Raw genomic sequence first — 15,778 nt, 5'->3', positions numbered from 1 at the left:
TTGTGCAAAGAAAAGTAACCAAAAGAAAGCACACCCGGGCGGCGCGCCCGCGCTACGCGCGGGTCCGCAAGCAGGATGGGAATTTTCGGAAGGCACATCCATGTGCCTGCCGAAAACGACGCGCATCCTGCGCGTCGCCCCCTTCGGGGGTTGTACCCATCCTGCTTGCCGCGCCTCACGGGAGATCGAAAAGCAAAAAAAGCAACAGCCGAAGCAAGGGCAGAGCAACAACAAGAGCAACAACAAGAGCAACAACAAGAGCAACAACAAGAGCAGCAACCAAGCAGTGCCACAGTCACGGATGACAGCGCGATCGAACTCCCCCTGTTGATGGAACCACCATGAACTTCATTTCCACCCGTAATGCCGCGCCCGCCGCCAGCCTCAGCCAGGCCATCGCCGCCGGCCTGGCGCCCGATGGCGGGTTGTACGTGCCCGAGCGCATGCCGCCGGTGCGCGAGCTGCAGGCCGGCGCCAGCCTGGCCGAGACCGCGGCGACCCTGCTGGCCCCGTTCTTCGACGGCGACGCGCTCGCCGCCGAGCTGCCGGCGATCTGCGCCGAAGCCTTCGATTTCGATGCGCCGCTGCAGCCGCTGGCCACGCCCGGCGACCACGCGCTGGAGCTGTTCCATGGGCCGACCGCCGCGTTCAAGGACTTCGGCGCACGCTTCCTCGCCGCCTGCCTGGCCCGGCTGCGCCGCGATGCCGCCACGCCGCTGACCATCCTCGTCGCCACCTCCGGCGACACCGGTGCGGCGGTGGCCGCCGCGTTCCATCGCCAGCCCGGCCTGCGCGTGGTGGTGCTGTATCCGGACGGGCGCGTGTCGCCGCGGCAGGCGCACCAGTTGGGCTGCTTCGGCGACAACATCCAGGCGCTGCGCGTGGCCGGCTCATTCGACGACTGCCAGGCGCTGGTCAAGCAGGCCTTGAACGATGTCGAACTGCAGGCGCAGGCGCCGCTGAGTTCGGCCAACAGCATCAGCCTGGGCCGCTTGCTGCCGCAGATGAGCTATTACGCGCATAGCGCGCTGGTGCATTACGCCGGGCGCGCGCAGCCGCTGAACCTGGTGGTGCCGACCGGCAACCTCGGCAATGCGCTGGCTGCGATCCTGGCGCGCGAACTGGGCGTGCCGCTGGGGCGCATCGTGCTGGCGACCAACGCCAACCACGTGCTGCCGGACTACTTTGCCGGCGCCGACTACGCGCCGCAGCCCAGCGTGGCCACCGTGGCCAATGCCATGGACGTCGGCGCGCCGAGCAATTTCGAGCGCCTGCGCTGGCTGTACCGCGGCGACGATGCCGCGCTGCGCGCCCAGTTCCAGTCCTATTCGGTGGACGACGCGCAGATCCGCCAGCTGATCGGCGAGCGCTTCCGCCGCTACGGCGAGGTGCATTGCCCGCATACCGCGACGGCGTTGCACGTGTTGCAGCAGATCCGCGCCGAGGGCGCGGAGGCCGATGCCGGCGATTGGGCGGTGGCGGCGACCGCGCATCCGGCCAAGTTCGAGGCGGTGGTCGAGCCGCTGATCGGTCAGCCGGTGCCGGTGCCGCCGGCGTTGGCGGCCTTGTTGCAGCGACCGGCGCACGCCGAGCCGATCGCGCCGGACTACGCGGCGCTGCGCGCGCGCCTGTTGGCCGGCTGAGTGAGATCTGCCGCCGCCTGACCCGGCGGCGGCGCCGTTGTCCGGGCCGCCGCGCCGCCGCCTGCGTTCCGCGCGCACCGTGGCGCGCGGTCCGGGGCGCAGCTCAGTCCTGATCCTGCGGCTGCAGCCGCAACCAGGCGGCCTGCACCACGCTGCGCACCTGCAGCCAGTCCAGGCGTGAGCGGGGATGGTCGCGCAGGAACACGTCGCGCAGCTGCGGGGCGACGTCCTCGAAGCGCTGGCCGTGGTACTTCAGGTAGGCGTCGTAGGCCAGTTTCAGCGCCGGCTCGTAGTCGGCGAACGCATGCCCGGGCTGATGGAACGGAGCCTGGGCGAAGTGCGCCTTCCAGAAGTCCAGTTCTCTTTCGCGATCCAGCATCACGCAGGCGCGGGGGTCTTGCGGCACATCGATGGCGACGAACATGGTTGCCCTCCCGTTGGTTCCCCCCTCCGGCACCGCGGCGCCGCCGCAGGTGTATCGCGGCGCAAGTCTATGCCCGCGCGCGTGGCAAGGCATGGCTCGGGTCTGAAGCATTCACGGAGACGTCGCCGGGCGGCGTTCGCGCCGATCCGGAGGCGTCGGCTCGCTCGGGTTGTCCACCAAGGCGCAATCTGCGTCGGGAGCCCAAAGCGTTCGCGGGCGGGCACGGCGGGTTGTCCACAGCGGATGTGGAGCGTTGCCCTGGAAACCTGTGGATAAGTCGGTGCGGCCCCGGTGGTGCAAGGTGTAGACAGGGGCTGGCGAAAAAAACGCCGCCGTCGCCCTGCTCAGTCCTCGTCGGACGCCAGCCGGTGCAAGGCGGCGAAGTCGCGGATCTCGACCACGTGCAGCTGCGGCAGCGCGATCAGGCCTTGCTGGCGCAGCTTGGTGAAGGTGCGGCTCACCGTTTCCATGGTCAGGCCCAGATGGTCGGCGATGTCGCCGCGGCCCATCGGCAGGGTCACCTTGTTGCCCGAGTCGCCCTGGCGCGCCGCGCGTGCGGCCAGTTTGAGCAGGAAATCGGCCAGCTTCTCGGACGGCTGCAGCCGCGCCAGTGCCAGCGCCGCGTCCTGCGCGGCGTCCAGTTCCAGGCAGGCGCGTTGCAGCAGCTTGCGTTCCAGCTGCGGGAACTGGCTGCGCAGCTGCTGCATCTGCGCCACCGGGACCCGGCACACGCGGCTGTCGGCGATGGCTTCGATGTCGTGGCGGTGCTTGGCCGATTCGCTGAGCCCGACGTAGTCGCCCGGCAACACGAAGCCGGCCACCTGGCGGCGGCCGTCGGCCAGCGTGCGCACCAGGCGCAGGGCGCCGGCGGTGACGGTATAGACCGCCTGCCGCGCTTCGCCGGTGCGGGCCACGGTGGCGCCGGCGGCGTAGGCGTGCGAGGTGGTCGCCCGTTCCAGCGCCTGCACCTCGTCGCAGGCCAGCGCCGAACAGATCGCCAGGTGCCGCACCGCGCAATGCAGGCATTCGTGCGCACGCGGATCCCGTGCCGCGGCGGGCTCGGCATAGGGCAGGGCGAATCCGGAAGGAGGCCTGGTCATGGGCGTGGCAGCGGCGTCGGCACCGGGGAATGATACGACGATGCGGCCGCCAGCAGTCGGTGCGGCTAGAATTGGCGTCCGCTCGCCCCCGAATCGCAGGAGTTTTGCACGTGATCAAGCCCCGTACGCCGCCCGGCATCATGGAATTGCTGCCGCGCGAGCAGATCGCGTTCCAGCGCATGCTGGACGTCATCCGCCGCAACTACGAGCGGTTCGGGTTCCTGCCGGTGGAGACGCCGGTGTTCGAACTGTCCGACGTGCTGCTGACCAAGTCCGGCGGGGAGACCGAGCGCCAGGTGTACTTCGTGCAGTCCACCGGCGCGCTGGCCAACGCTGCGGCCGACGCCGGCGGCGAGGGCGGCTTGCCGGAGCTGGCGCTGCGCTTCGACCTGACCGTGCCGCTGGCGCGCTACGTGGCCGAGCACGAACACGAGCTGAGCTTCCCGTTCCGCCGCTACCAGATGCAGCGCGTGTACCGCGGCGAGCGCGCCCAGCGCGGCCGTTTCCGCGAGTTCTACCAGTGCGACATCGACGTGATCGGCAAGGATGCGCTGAGCATCCGCTACGACGCCGAAGTGCTGGCGGTGATCCACGCGGTGTTCGCCGAACTGGGCATCGGCGCGTTCGCGGTGCAGTTGAACAACCGCAAGCTGATGCGCGGCTTCTTCGAGAGCCTGGGCGTGGCCGAGGGCGAGCGCCAGCTGGCGGTGCTGCGCGAGGTCGACAAGCTGGACAAGCGCGGCGCCGACTACGTGCGCGAGACGCTGGCCGGCGAAGGCTTCGCGATCCCGGCCGAGCAGGTCGAGCAGATCCTGGCCTTCGTCGCGGTGCGCTCCAGCGGCCACGACGACGCGCTGGCGCGGCTGGATGCGCTGGCCGCGGCGGCCGCATCGAGCGCGACGCTGCGCGAGGGCGTGGCCGAGCTGCGCGAGGTGCTGGCCCTGGTCAAGGCGCTGGGCGTGCCGGAGACCGCGTACTGCCTGAACTTCTCCATCGCCCGCGGCCTGGACTACTACACCGGCACCGTCTACGAGACCCTGCTGACCGACTACCCGCAGATCGGCTCGATCTGCTCGGGCGGGCGCTACGAGGACCTGGCCAGCCACTACAGCAAGTCCAGGCTGCCGGGCGTGGGCATCTCGATCGGCCTGACCCGCCTGTTCTGGCAGCTGCGCGAGGCCGGGCTGATCGACGGCATCGCCTCCAGCAGCGTGCAGGCGATGGTGGCGCTGATGGACGAGGCCAAGCTGGACGACGCGCTGGACATCGCCCGTCGCCTGCGTGTGGGCGGCATCAATACCGAAGTGCAGATGGAGCCGAAGAAGGTCGGCAAGCAGTTCCAGTACGCCGCGCGCGCCGGCATCCGCTTCGTGGTGCTGGCCGGCGACGACGAACTGGCGCGCGGCGTGGTCGCGGTCAAGGACCTGGTGCGCGAGCAGCAGTTCGACGTCGCCCGCGACGAACTCGCCAGCACCCTGCTGGTCGAGCTGGAGCAGGCCAAGGTCATGCCCTGAGCGGGCCGGCAGGGCCGGGGATGGCGCAGCCTGGACGGGCGCGCCGCATGTCTCTTGTGGGAGCGACTTCAGTCGCGACGCCGATAACCAGAGCCTGCCGCCACTGAAGCCGCTCGCGCAACAGCGAGCGCAATGCGCGTTCGCTGTTGCAACCAGGCGTTCCCGTGGCGGCGGCCGGAGCGGTGCGTGCACCCTTGGCCGATGCGATCGCTGCGAGCGCCTGTCGCGGCTGAAGCCGCTCCTGCAGGGAGCGGTGTGCGTGCGTTGTAGGAGCGGCTTCAGCCGCGACAGATCGCATGGCGCCCTCGCGCCCATCAAGGGCCGAACACAACAACCGCAGAACGCCCGCGCGCCGTGGCTTGACCCGGCTTGTCCAATCGCGCTAATGTACTAACACGCTATTACATTATCGCAATGAAACAACGACCCGCCACGCAACCCGATCGCGACAGCGACACCTCGTTCAAGGCGCTTTCGCGCGCCCTGGCCCACCTGAGCAAGCCGCAGGAGGTCGCCGCGTTCCTGCAGGACCTGTGCACGCCGGCCGAGCTGGAGGCGATGTCCGATCGCTGGCGGGTGGTGCCGCTGCTGCTCAAGGGCGTGCCGTACCGCGAGATCCACGAGCTGACCCAGGTCAGCGTGACCACCATCGGCCGCGTCGCGCGGACCCTGGAATACGGCGCCGGCGGCTATGCCACGGCGCTGCGCCGGCAAGCGGCGCGCCCCTCCGATTCCCATTGAGATGTCCTGATGAGTGCTTCCCTGGCAGCGCCGGCGCGTGACCGGCTGCGTATCGCGATCCAGAAGAGCGGCCGCCTGGCCGAGCCGGCGCGGGCGGTGCTGGCCGCCTGCGGGCTGAGCTGGCGCGAGAGCCGCGACAAGTTGTTCTGCTACGGCGAGTCGCTGCCGGTGGACCTGTTGCTGGTGCGCGACGACGACATCCCCGGGCTGATCGCCGACGGCGTCTGCGATTTCGGCATCGTCGGCCGCAACGAGCTGGAAGAGCAGGCCGGCGAGCGCCGTCGCAACGGCCTGCCGGAGGCCTATCGCGCGTTGCGCGGGCTGAACTTCGGCCAGTGCCGGCTGATGTTGGCGGTGCCCGACAGCTGGGAGTGGACCGGCTCGGAACAACTGCAGGGCAAGCGCATCGCCACCAGCTATCCGGCGGTGCTGGCCGACTGGTTGGAAGCGCGCGGCCTCGACGCGCAGGTGGTGGAGCTGTCCGGCTCGGTGGAGATCGCGCCACGCCTGGGCACCGCCGACCTGATCTGCGATCTGGTCTCCAGCGGCGCGACACTGGCCGCCAACCAGCTCAAGCCGGTGGAGACGTTGCTGGAAAGCGAGGCGGTGCTGGCTGGGCCGGTGCGCGAACCGGGCGACGCCCGCGCCGGGCTGGCGGCGATGCTGCTGCGCCGGCTCGACGGCGTGCTCAAGCTGCGCGACAGCAAGCTGCTGATGTTCCGCGCCTCGCGCGACCACGTCGCCGAACTGACCCGGTTGCTGCCCGATGCCGACCCGCTGGTGCAACTGCCCGGCGACGCCGACGGCCCGCTGCACTTGCAGACCATGTGCCACGGCGCGATCACCTGGCAGCGCATGGAGGAACTGGAGCGCGCCGGCGCGCAGGGGCTGATGGTATTGACGGTGGAGCGTTCGCTGGCATGAACCGACTGGACTGGAATTCGCTCGACGCGCAGGCGCGCACGCAGGCTCTGACCCGGCCGGCGCAGACCGTCGCCGCGCAGACTCGCGCCGCGGTGGCGCAGCTGCTGGACGACGTACGCAGCCGCGGCGACGCCGCGCTGCGCGAGATCACCGCGCGTTTCGACGGCGTGGTGCTGCAGCGTTTCGAGGTCGGCGCCGACGAGTTCGCCGCCGCCGAAGCGGCTGTACCTGCGGTGCTGCGCGAGGCGATGGCGCAGGCCGCGGCGCGGATCGAGACCTTCCACCGCGCCGGCATGACCCAGCCCTATGCGGTGGAAACCGCGCCGGGCGTGGTCTGCGAGCGGGTGGTGCGGCCGATCGGTCGGGTCGGCCTGTACGTGCCGGCCGGCAGCGCGCCGCTGCCGTCCACCGCGCTGATGCTGTGCGTGCCGGCGGCGCTGGCCGGCTGCCGCGAGGTGGTGCTGTGCACGCCGCCGCGCGCCGACGGCTCGGCCGATCCGGCGGTGCTGGTCGCCGCAAAGCTGACCGGCGTGGACCGCGTGTTCAAGCTCGGCGGCGCGCAGGCGATCGCGGCGATGGGCTTCGGCACCGAGTCGGTGCCGTCCTGCGACAAGCTGTTCGGACCGGGCAACGGCTACGTCACCGAGGCCAAGCAGCAGGTGGCGCAGGCCGGTGCGGCGGCGATCGACATGCCGGCCGGCCCGTCCGAGGTGCTGGTGATCGCCGATGTCGGCGCCGATGCCGCGTTCGTCGCCGCCGACCTGCTGTCGCAGGCCGAGCACGGCCCGGACTCGCAGGTGCTGTTGCTGTCCGACAGCGCCGAGCTGATCGATGCGGTCGAGGACGAGATCGAGCGCCAGCTGGCGACGCTGCCGCGTGCGGCGATCGCGCGCCAGGCGCTGGCCGCGTCGCGGCTGATCCAGGTCGGCACGCTCGAGGATGCCTTCGCGATCAGCAACCGCTATGCGCCCGAGCACCTGATCCTGGCGCTGCGCGAGCCACGCGGCTGGCTGGAGCGGGTCGAGGCGGCCGGCTCGGTGTTCCTCGGCGACTACACCCCGGAAGCGCTGGGCGACTATTGCAGCGGCACCAACCACGTGCTGCCGACCAACGGCGCGGCGCGCGCCTACAGCGGGGTCAGCGTCGCCAGTTTCCAGAACTTCGTCAGCGTGCAGAGCGCCAGCCGCGCCGGCATCGCCGCGATCGGCGCCTGCGCGGTGACCATGGCCCGCGCCGAGGGCCTGGACGCACATGCCAATGCGGTGGCGCTGCGCATGGAGAAGGCGGCATGAGCGCGCACAACGGAATGCAGATGCCGGGATCGATGCTGGCCTTGGTCCGCCACGACCTGCGCGACTTCGCCGGCTACTCCTCGGCGCGCAGCAGCGCGCTGCAGGGCGAGGTCTGGCTCAACGCCAACGAATCGGCCTGGGCCAACCCGGCCGACCGCGACGCCGGCAACCGCCGCTATCCGGATCCGCAGCCGCCAGCGTTGCGTGCGGCCTTGGCATCGCTGTACGCCTGCGCGCCGGAGCAGTTGCTGCTCGGCCGCGGCAGCGACGAGGCCATCGACCTGCTGCTGCGCGCGCTGTGCGAGCCGGGCCGCGACGCGATCGTGATCACCCCGCCGGTGTTCGGCATGTATGCGGTCTGCGCGCGCCTGCAGAACGCGCGCATCGTCGAAGTGCCGTTGCGCGAGGACGTGGCCGGACTGGTGACCGACGTCGATGCGGTGGTCGATGCGGCACTGAGCCAGATGGCCAAGCTGGTGTTCCTGTGCTCGCCGGGCAATCCCAGTGGTGCGGCGATCCCGCTGGCCGAGATCGAACGCGCCGCCGAGCGCCTGCACGGGCGCGCCTTGCTGGTGGTCGACGAGGCCTACGGCGAATTCTCCGATGTGCCGTCTGCGACCACGCTGCTGGCGCGCCACGCCAATCTGGCGGTGCTGCGCACATTGTCCAAGGCGCATGCGCTGGCTGCGGCGAGGATCGGCTGCGTGATCGCCGATCCGGCGCTGATCGCGGTGCTGCGCCGCTGCCAGGCGCCGTATCCGATTCCGGCGCCATGCACGCAGCTGGCGCTGGCTGCGCTACAGGCCGAGCCGTTGCGCCAGACCGCGGCACGCGTGGCCGAGATCCGCCGCGAGCGCGAGCGCATGTCCACCGCACTGGCTGCGCTGCCCGGCGTGCGCCGCGTGTATCCGTCGCAGGGCAACTTCCTGCTGCTGCGCTTCGACGATGCCGAAGCCGCGTTCGGCGCCTTGCTCGGCGCCGGCGTGGTGGTGCGCGACCAGCGCGCCGCGCCGACCCTGGGCGATGCGCTGCGCATCACCCTCGGCACCGCGGAGCAGAACCAGCGCGTGCTCGGCGCGCTGCAGGCGGGGAGGGCGGCGGCATGACCCCGATCCTGTTCGTCGACCGCGACGGCACCCTGATCGAGGAGCCGGCCGACTTCCAGATCGATGCCTACGAGAAGCTGCGCTTCGTGCAGGGCGTGATCCCGGCGATGTTGAAATTGCGCGATGCCGGCTACCAGTTCGTCATCGTCACCAACCAGGACGGCCTGGGCAGCGAAGCCTATCCGCAGGCCGCGTTCGACGGTCCCAACGACCTGATGCTGCAGATCTTCGCCAGCCAGGGCATCGCCTTCCGCGAGGTGCTGGTCGACCGCAGCTGGCCGGCCGACAACGCGCCTACGCGCAAGCCCGGCATCGGCCTGATGCTGCCGTACCTGCAGGACCGCAGCATCGACTGGGCGCGTTCGGCGATGGTCGGCGACCGCATCACCGACATCCAGTTCGCCGAGAACCTGCGCATCCGCGGTTTCCAGCTGAAGACCGAGCAATTCGGCGGCGACTGGGACTGGGCCGGCATCGCCCACGAACTGGCCGATGCGCCGCGCCGCGCCAGGGTGCAGCGCGACACCAAGGAAACCCGGATTGCGGTCGAGATCGATCTGGACCTGGCGCGCGACCCGCACTGTGCCACCGGCCTGCCGTTCTTCGACCACATGCTCGAGCAGATCGGCAAGCACGGCGGCTTCGCGCTGGACGTGCGCGCCGAGGGCGACCTGCATATCGACGAGCACCACACCATCGAGGACACCGGCCTGGCGCTGGGCCAGGCCTTGCGCCAGGCGCTGGGCGACAAGCGTGGCATCGGCCGCTACGGCTTCACCCTGCCGATGGACGAGACCCTGGCCAGCGCCGCGCTGGATTTCAGCGGCCGCCCGTACTTCGTGTTCGAAGGCGAGTTCAGGCGCGAGCGCGTCGGCGACATGCCGACCGAACTGGTGCCGCACTTCTTCCGTTCGCTGTGCGATGCCGCTGGCCTGAACCTGCACCTGCGCGTGCACGGCGACAACGACCACCACAAGGTCGAGGCCTGCTTCAAGGCGCTGGCGCGCGCCCTGCGCCAGGCCGTGCGCCGCGAGGGTGCGGCGCTGCCTTCGACCAAGGGCGTGCTGTGATGCGCGCAGGTGCTTCGAGGACGCTGCGATGACCGATGTCGCCCTGATCGATGCCGGCGGCGCCAACCTCGGGTCGGTGCGTTACGCGCTCGAACGCCTGGGCGTGGAAGCCAGGCTGGTGCGCGACGCGGCCGGGCTGCAGGGCGCCGACCGGGTGATCCTACCCGGCGTCGGCGCCGCACCGCACGCGATGGCGCGGTTGCGCGAGCAAGGGCTGATCGAGCCGTTGCGTGCGCTCGAGGTGCCGCTGATCGGCATCTGCCTGGGCATGCAGCTGCTGTTCGAGCATTCCGAGGAAGGCGATGTCGATTGCCTGGGCCTGCTGACCGGCGTGGTCCGGCACATGCCGCCGGCGCTGGGCATCCGCATCCCGCACATGGGCTGGAACCGGCTGCTGCCGATGCGTCCGTCGCCGCTGCTGGACGGCCTGCCGGACACCGCCACCGCCTACTTCGTGCATGGCTACGCCGCACCGGTCACCGCCGATACCGTGGCCGCCTGCGACCACGGCGGCCTGTTCACCGCGGTGGTGCAGCATGGCCGCCGCTGCGGCGCGCAGTTCCACCCCGAGCGCTCGGCGAGCACCGGCGCGCGCATCCTGCGCAACTTCCTCGAGACCGATTTCCCATGAGCTTCCTCGTCTATCCCGCGCTGGACATCCGCGACGGCCGCGTGGTGCGGCTGGTGCAGGGCGACTACGCCCGCGAAACCCACTACGGCGACGATCCGTTGCCGCGCGCGCAGGCCTTCGCCGACGCCGGCGCAGGCTGGATGCACCTGGTGGACCTGGACGCGGCGCGCGCCGGTGGCTACACCCTGGCGCCGCTGCTGGGCCAGATCGGCGCGCAGACCGGACTGCAGGTGCAGACCGGCGGCGGCGTGCGCTCGCGCGCCGACGTGCAGCGCATCCTCGACGCCGGCGCCGCGCGCGTGGTGATCGGCTCGCTGGCGGTACGCGACCGCGAGTCGGTGCTGGAATGGCTGGCCGAGTTCGGCGCCGAGCGCATCACCGTGGCGCTGGACACGCGCCAGGACGCGCAGGGGATATGGCGGTTGCCGGTGCTGGGCTGGACCGAGACCTCCTCGCTGACCCTGGAAGCATTGGCGGTCGAGTACGCCGCGGCCGGGCTGAAACACCTGCTGTGCACCGACATCGCCCGCGACGGCATGCTGTCCGGGCCGAACCTGGAGCTGTACGCGTACCTGCGCCGGATCGCGCCTGGCGTGCACGTGCAGGCCTCCGGCGGTATCCGCGACGCCGCCGACGTGCGCGCCGCGCGCGAGGTCGGCTGCGCCGGCGCGGTGCTCGGCAAGTCGCTGCTGGAAGGGCGATTGCGCCTGGACGAGGCGCTGGCATGCTGAGCCGGCGCATCATCCCGTGCCTGGACGTGCGCGACGGCCGCGTGGTCAAGGGCGTCAAGTTCCGCGACCACATCGACATGGGCGACATCGTCGAACTGGCCTTGCGCTACCGCGACCAGGGCGCCGACGAACTGGTGTTCTACGACATCGGCGCCAGCCCGGAAGGGCGCTCGGTCGACTACGCCTGGGTCGAGCGGGTGGCACGGCTGATCGACATCCCGTTCTGCGTGGCCGGCGGCATCCGCGACGTGGCCACCGCACGTGCGGTGCTGCATGCCGGCGCCGACAAGATCTCGATCAATTCGCCGGCGCTGGAACGGCCGGCGCTGATCGCCGAACTGGCCGAGGCGTTCGGCGTGCAATGCGTGGTGGTCGGCATCGATTCGATCCGCGAGGACGACGGTGAATGGCGCGTGCGCCGCTTCACCGGCGATCCCAGCAAGACCCAGGCGCTGCCCGTGCGCACCGTGGACTGGGTGGTGGAGGCGCAGCAGCTGGGCGCCGGCGAGATCGTGCTGAACTGCATGGACAACGACGGCGTACGCCGCGGCTACGACATCGCCCAGCTGTTCGAGGTGCGCTCGCTGTGCAAGGTGCCGCTGGTCGCCTCCGGCGGCGCCGGCGAACTGCAGCACTTCGCCGACGTATTCGAGCAGGCCGACGTGGACGGCGCCCTGGCCGCCAGCGTGTTCCACAGCGGCGCGATTCCGATTCCCGACCTCAAGCGCTTCCTGCGCCAACGACAGATCGAGGTGCGCGATGGCGCATGAGCACGAAGCCGCCGCCGCGACTGCGGATGCGGAACTGGACTGGAGCAAGGGCGATGGCCTGCTGCCGGTGGTGGTGCAGGACGCGGCCACGCTGCGCGTGCTGATGCTCGGCTACATGAACGCCGAAGCGCTGGCGGCGACCCGCGCCAGCGGCAAGGTCACCTTCTACAGCCGCAGCAAGCAGCGCCTGTGGACCAAGGGCGAAAGCTCGGGCAACACCTTGGACGTGGTGTCGATCGAGACCGATTGCGACCGCGACACGTTGCTGGTGCTGGCGCATCCGCACGGCCCGACCTGCCACCTCGGCCGCACGAGCTGCTTCCCGCAGGCGCCGGGCCAGTTCCTGGGCGCGCTCGACCGCCTGGTCGCGCAACGCGAACGCGAGCGTCCGCCGGGCAGCTACACCACGCAATTGTTCGAGAAGGGCACGCGGCGCATCGCGCAGAAGGTCGGCGAAGAAGGCGTGGAGACCGCATTGGCCGGCGTGGCGCAGGACGATGAAGCATTGCTCGGCGAATCGGCCGACCTGCTGTATCACCTGACCGTGCTGCTGCGCGCACGCGGCCTGGCGCTGGCCGACGCGGTCGCGGTGCTGGAAGCCCGGCACAAGTAGGCTGGCGCGGCGGCAGCCAGGGTCGTGCCGCGACGGTGGCTGCCATCGCGGCCTGTTTCGATCGCCGGACTCCACGCACGTCGCCGCGCGCCGCAGTGCTCACCTGCCTGCCGACTGTCGCGGCATCCTCGCTGGTGCAGCTGGCGACGATCAGCGGATGCGTCTACCGGGAGCGCGACGGCCACGTGGGCCGCGGCACCGGCGAGCGCGGCGTCGCCGGCGTGCAGGTGTCGACGGCGTGCACATCGTGCGGACCGATGCGCCGGGCCGCTATGGCTCACGGTGGAGCAGGGTGCGCGGTGTTCGTGATCGAGTCCGACGGCTGCGCCGCCGGCCTGATGCCGCTTGACAACGACCATGGCGATCCATAAGCATCCGCATGCCGGCGATGCTGGGCGAGGAATGCCGCAGTGCCGGGATGCTTGGGCCACGCACAGCGCTTGCGCCGATCAACTCACATGCAATGGAGATGCAATGGCAGGTAAGCTGGATGCAACCGTCGCCGATCCGGGCGATGCGCTTCTTGAGCGGTACGCCGACCTCGGCCGGACACCGAAAGCGCGTATCCCATGCCTCCAATGGAACCGCCATGTTCCATGGAGCCGCGCCACCCGCGGGCTTGAGCGCCAGCCGAATGCGCTAGTCGGGGATCGGCAGGGGGCCGTCGGGAGTCACGCGTGGTTGAACAGGCGGTTGGTGCGTCCGTGTTCCCGCAGGTCCCTGCACACCGAGATCGCCGCTTCCGGCTGCAACCGGCGACCGTATCTGGGTTTCCTGATCATCGGCGACGCTACGACAACGCGTGGGCGATGCCGCGTGCCGTCGTGAGTTCCCAGCCGAGAGAGACCGGCGGCGCCCTCCAGCTGGCGCGCGTCATCAGGCGGCTCAAGGAGCAGGTGCTCCCCGGTGAGCTGGGCGCGGAGACCGTCGAACACCTCGTGCGCCGCTACTCGCGCGTGCGCCCGCCGGCGCTGGAGCTGGACGTGCAGAGCCGGTACGACGCGGGCTGGCCGCAGGCATTCGAGGACGAGCGAGGCCGGCTGCTGGAGGCATTGGTCGGCGAGGACGTGGTCGGCATCGAACATATCGGAAGCACGTCCATTGCCGGCCTGCCGAGCAAGAACATCCTGGACATCGCGGTGGCGACCGGCGCATCGCTTCCGGCCGAGCGCCAGTCCCGGATATTGGCCGGGCTCGGCTATCAGGCGTATGGCGAAAGCCCGATCGATGCGGGGTTCTCGTGGCATTGGCGCATCGGGCAGGACGGCGGCCGCTCGTTCGTCGTGCACACCTGTGCCGCCGACAATCCTCGATTCGCCGACATCCTGAATTTCCGCGACTTCCTGCGCGCCTTCCCGGAGGAGCGGCAGGGCTACCTGGACCTCAAGCAGGCGCTGGCGGCGGTGCCCGGTCAGACCTGGATGGAATACAGCGTGTTCAAGAAAGTCCTCGTCGTACGGATCACCGCGCGCGCCAACGCGTGGCGCATGCGCAACTGACATGCCCGCAACCGCCGTCGCGACGCACGCTCTCCGCTTTCAGACGCAACCCGGTGCGGCATGAACGCTTCGCATAGTTTGATCGCCCTGCGTTGCCTGGTCCGGCGCGAGGTCGCACACATGTTCCGCATGTGGGTGCAGACCTTGGTCCCGCCCCTGGCGATGATGGTTCTGTACTTCGCGATCTTCGGCAAGCTGATCGGAAGTCGCATCGGCACCTTCGACGGGTTCAGCTATGTGCAATTCATCGCTCCCGGCCTGGTGATGATGTGCATCATCACCAACAGCTACGCCAACGCTTCCAGCGCGTTCTATTTCATGCGCTTCAACCGCGCGATAGAAGAGCTGCTGGTATCGCCGATGCGCGATTGGACGATCCTGCTGGGCTATGTGACCTGCGCGGTGGTGCGCGGTTTCCTGGTCGGCGGCCTGGTGTTGCTGGTCGCGTTGTCGCTGACCTCGCTGCGCATCGCGCACCCCTCCATCGTCTTCCTGTCGGCTCTGCTGGCCGCCACGATCTTTGCCCTGGTCGGCATCATCGTCGCCATATACGCGAAGAACTTCTACGACACCGGGCACGTGTCGACCTATGTCCTGACGCCGCTCTCCTATCTCGGCGGCGTGTTCTATCCGGTCGGCCTGCTGGACGAATCCTGGCAGAGCATTTCGCGGCTCAATCCGCTCATGCACATGATCAGCGCGTTTCGTTATGGCGTATTGGGCATGGACACGGCGGGCATCGGCACTTCGCTTGTGGTGATGCTGTTGTTCATTATAGGCTTGGCCGCCTTCGCGCTGACGCTGCTCGGCAGAGGCGTCGGCATCAGGTCCTGATGCATCGTGGGGAAGCGTGCGCGGGACGCAGCGGCGATGATCGGCCACCAGGATCAGGTATCTCGCGACATGAAGATCATCGATGCATCGCTCGCACCCGAGCGAGTGGAAGCCGCTCTGGAACAGCAGGTGTATCGGGACGACCGATGCGACGTGCGCGTGCGCGACCTCATCGAGGTGTTCCGACGCGCGGGCAAGCGCGTCTTCATCATCGGAGGCACGCCGAGGGATTGGCTCGCAGGCCGGCCGGCCAAGGACATCGATCTGGCGCTGGACTGCGGACTGGACGAAACGCACCGCCTGCTGTGCAACGCCTATCCCGGTACCGACGCCGCTGCGCTGCGCATGCGCAACGACCGTTTCGGCGTCCTGCGTTGGGGCGACGCCGCTTCGGGCGCGATGGACATCAATATCCTGCGCAGTTGGAAGGACATCCAGAACGGCGACATGTGGAACACACGTTTCGTCGCGCGCGCCGATCTGACCGAGGACGCGCTCATGCGCGACTTCTCGGTCAATGCGTTCTACTACGACTGCGCCGAGCGGGTCCTGCTCGACCCCCTGGGCTGCGGCGTCGGCGATCTGCACGAGAAGTCGCTCAGACTCATCGCCCATCCCCGCGTGCTGGAAGCCAGTTACCGGATGACCTTCCGCATCGCCCAATTCCTCAGCCGCGGCTACTCGGCCACCAGCAACGTGCTCGCCTATCTGGACAGTCACGCCGATCGCGACATCCAGGGCATGGGCACGCGCATCCGGCGATGGACTCCCGAGCATCTGCGTGTGGAGAGCGACCAGCAGGAGGCGTTCAAGCGCGCGCTCTATGCGCACGCCCGCCAGCCGGCCTCGATCGACACGCTAGATTCCTTCTTCGCCTGAGAGGCTC

General features: G+C 69.6%; 18 protein-coding genes. 16 read left to right on the top strand and 2 right to left on the bottom strand.

Annotated features, from left to right (window positions below):
• Positions 1 to 331, top strand: a 331-nt coding sequence (locus H9658_RS23105) for a hypothetical protein (protein ID WP_225210188.1), incomplete at its 5' end; no start/stop codon positions are given.
• Between the two features lie 10 nt (positions 332 to 341).
• On the top strand, positions 342 to 1,643 hold the full coding sequence (gene thrC, locus H9658_RS22260) for a threonine synthase (RefSeq protein ID WP_191826992.1): 1,302 nt from the start codon (positions 342 to 344) through the stop codon (positions 1,641 to 1,643).
• A 103-nt stretch (positions 1,644 to 1,746) separates the two neighbouring features.
• Here the strand turns inward: thrC and H9658_RS22255 are convergent, their stop codons facing one another.
• Complete coding sequence (locus H9658_RS22255; protein ID WP_179564302.1) at positions 1,747 to 2,067, bottom strand: hypothetical protein; 321 nt, start codon at positions 2,065 to 2,067, stop codon at positions 1,747 to 1,749.
• 344 nt (positions 2,068 to 2,411) lie between these two features.
• Positions 2,412 to 3,077: a Crp/Fnr family transcriptional regulator gene (locus H9658_RS22250; RefSeq protein WP_179565575.1), complete on the bottom strand. Its 666-nt coding sequence runs from the start codon at positions 3,075 to 3,077 to the stop codon at positions 2,412 to 2,414.
• Positions 3,078 to 3,277: 200 nt separating this feature from the next.
• Between H9658_RS22250 and hisS the strand changes: the two genes are divergently transcribed.
• From hisS to H9658_RS22180, 14 genes are all read left to right on the top strand, one after another.
• Complete coding sequence (gene hisS, locus H9658_RS22245; RefSeq protein ID WP_191826991.1) at positions 3,278 to 4,681, top strand: histidine--tRNA ligase; 1,404 nt, start codon at positions 3,278 to 3,280, stop codon at positions 4,679 to 4,681.
• A gap of 414 nt (positions 4,682 to 5,095) precedes the next feature.
• The gene (locus tag H9658_RS22240) at positions 5,096 to 5,422 is read left to right on the top strand and encodes a YerC/YecD family TrpR-related protein (RefSeq protein WP_179564306.1); all 327 of its coding nucleotides are present in this window, start codon (positions 5,096 to 5,098) and stop codon (positions 5,420 to 5,422) included.
• 9 nt (positions 5,423 to 5,431) lie between these two features.
• Complete coding sequence (gene hisG, locus H9658_RS22235) at positions 5,432 to 6,346, top strand: ATP phosphoribosyltransferase (protein WP_179564308.1); 915 nt, start codon at positions 5,432 to 5,434, stop codon at positions 6,344 to 6,346.
• Positions 6,343 to 7,638, top strand: a complete 1,296-nt coding sequence (hisD, locus tag H9658_RS22230; protein ID WP_191826990.1) for a histidinol dehydrogenase — start codon at positions 6,343 to 6,345, stop codon at positions 7,636 to 7,638. Before hisG ends, hisD begins: the two co-directional genes overlap by 4 nt.
• Positions 7,639 to 7,658: 20 nt before the next feature.
• Positions 7,659 to 8,744 (top strand): histidinol-phosphate transaminase, encoded by a 1,086-nt coding sequence (gene hisC, locus H9658_RS22225; RefSeq protein WP_406848156.1) that lies wholly within the window; start codon positions 7,659 to 7,661, stop codon positions 8,742 to 8,744.
• Positions 8,741 to 9,814, top strand: a complete 1,074-nt coding sequence (hisB, locus tag H9658_RS22220) for a bifunctional histidinol-phosphatase/imidazoleglycerol-phosphate dehydratase HisB (RefSeq protein WP_191826988.1) — start codon at positions 8,741 to 8,743, stop codon at positions 9,812 to 9,814. The genes hisC and hisB overlap by 4 nt, the downstream gene beginning before the upstream one ends.
• A 28-nt stretch (positions 9,815 to 9,842) precedes the next feature.
• Complete coding sequence (hisH, locus tag H9658_RS22215) at positions 9,843 to 10,445, top strand: imidazole glycerol phosphate synthase subunit HisH (protein WP_191826987.1); 603 nt, start codon at positions 9,843 to 9,845, stop codon at positions 10,443 to 10,445.
• Positions 10,442 to 11,176 (top strand): 1-(5-phosphoribosyl)-5-[(5-phosphoribosylamino)methylideneamino]imidazole-4-carboxamide isomerase, encoded by a 735-nt coding sequence (gene hisA, locus H9658_RS22210; RefSeq protein ID WP_191826986.1) that lies wholly within the window; start codon positions 10,442 to 10,444, stop codon positions 11,174 to 11,176. The genes hisH and hisA overlap by 4 nt, the downstream gene beginning before the upstream one ends.
• Positions 11,170 to 11,946, top strand: a complete 777-nt coding sequence (gene hisF, locus H9658_RS22205; protein WP_191826985.1) for an imidazole glycerol phosphate synthase subunit HisF — start codon at positions 11,170 to 11,172, stop codon at positions 11,944 to 11,946. Before hisA ends, hisF begins: the two co-directional genes overlap by 7 nt.
• Positions 11,936 to 12,559: a bifunctional phosphoribosyl-AMP cyclohydrolase/phosphoribosyl-ATP diphosphatase HisIE gene (hisIE, locus tag H9658_RS22200; protein WP_191826984.1), complete on the top strand. Its 624-nt coding sequence runs from the start codon at positions 11,936 to 11,938 to the stop codon at positions 12,557 to 12,559. The genes hisF and hisIE overlap by 11 nt, the downstream gene beginning before the upstream one ends.
• Before the next feature lie 35 nt (positions 12,560 to 12,594).
• Positions 12,595 to 12,930 carry a hypothetical protein gene (locus H9658_RS22195; protein WP_225210187.1) on the top strand — a complete coding sequence of 112 codons (336 nt, stop codon included), beginning with the start codon at positions 12,595 to 12,597 and terminating at the stop codon, positions 12,928 to 12,930.
• 306 nt (positions 12,931 to 13,236) lie between these two features.
• Positions 13,237 to 14,058, top strand: a complete 822-nt coding sequence (locus tag H9658_RS22190) for a GrpB family protein (protein ID WP_318241526.1) — start codon at positions 13,237 to 13,239, stop codon at positions 14,056 to 14,058.
• A gap of 60 nt (positions 14,059 to 14,118) precedes the next feature.
• The gene (locus tag H9658_RS22185; RefSeq protein WP_191826983.1) at positions 14,119 to 14,892 is read left to right on the top strand and encodes an ABC transporter permease; all 774 of its coding nucleotides are present in this window, start codon (positions 14,119 to 14,121) and stop codon (positions 14,890 to 14,892) included.
• A gap of 69 nt (positions 14,893 to 14,961) precedes the next feature.
• The gene (locus H9658_RS22180; RefSeq protein WP_191826982.1) at positions 14,962 to 15,771 is read left to right on the top strand and encodes a nucleotidyltransferase family protein; all 810 of its coding nucleotides are present in this window, start codon (positions 14,962 to 14,964) and stop codon (positions 15,769 to 15,771) included.
• Positions 15,772 to 15,778: the final 7 nt, after the last annotated feature.

Origin of the sequence: Xanthomonas bonasiae, from assembly GCF_014836395.1 — a bacterium.
GTDB lineage: Bacteria > Pseudomonadota > Gammaproteobacteria > Xanthomonadales > Xanthomonadaceae > Xanthomonas_A > Xanthomonas_A bonasiae.
Note: the sequence above shows the minus strand (reverse complement) of the source record. Positions and strands in the feature narration are given on the sequence as shown.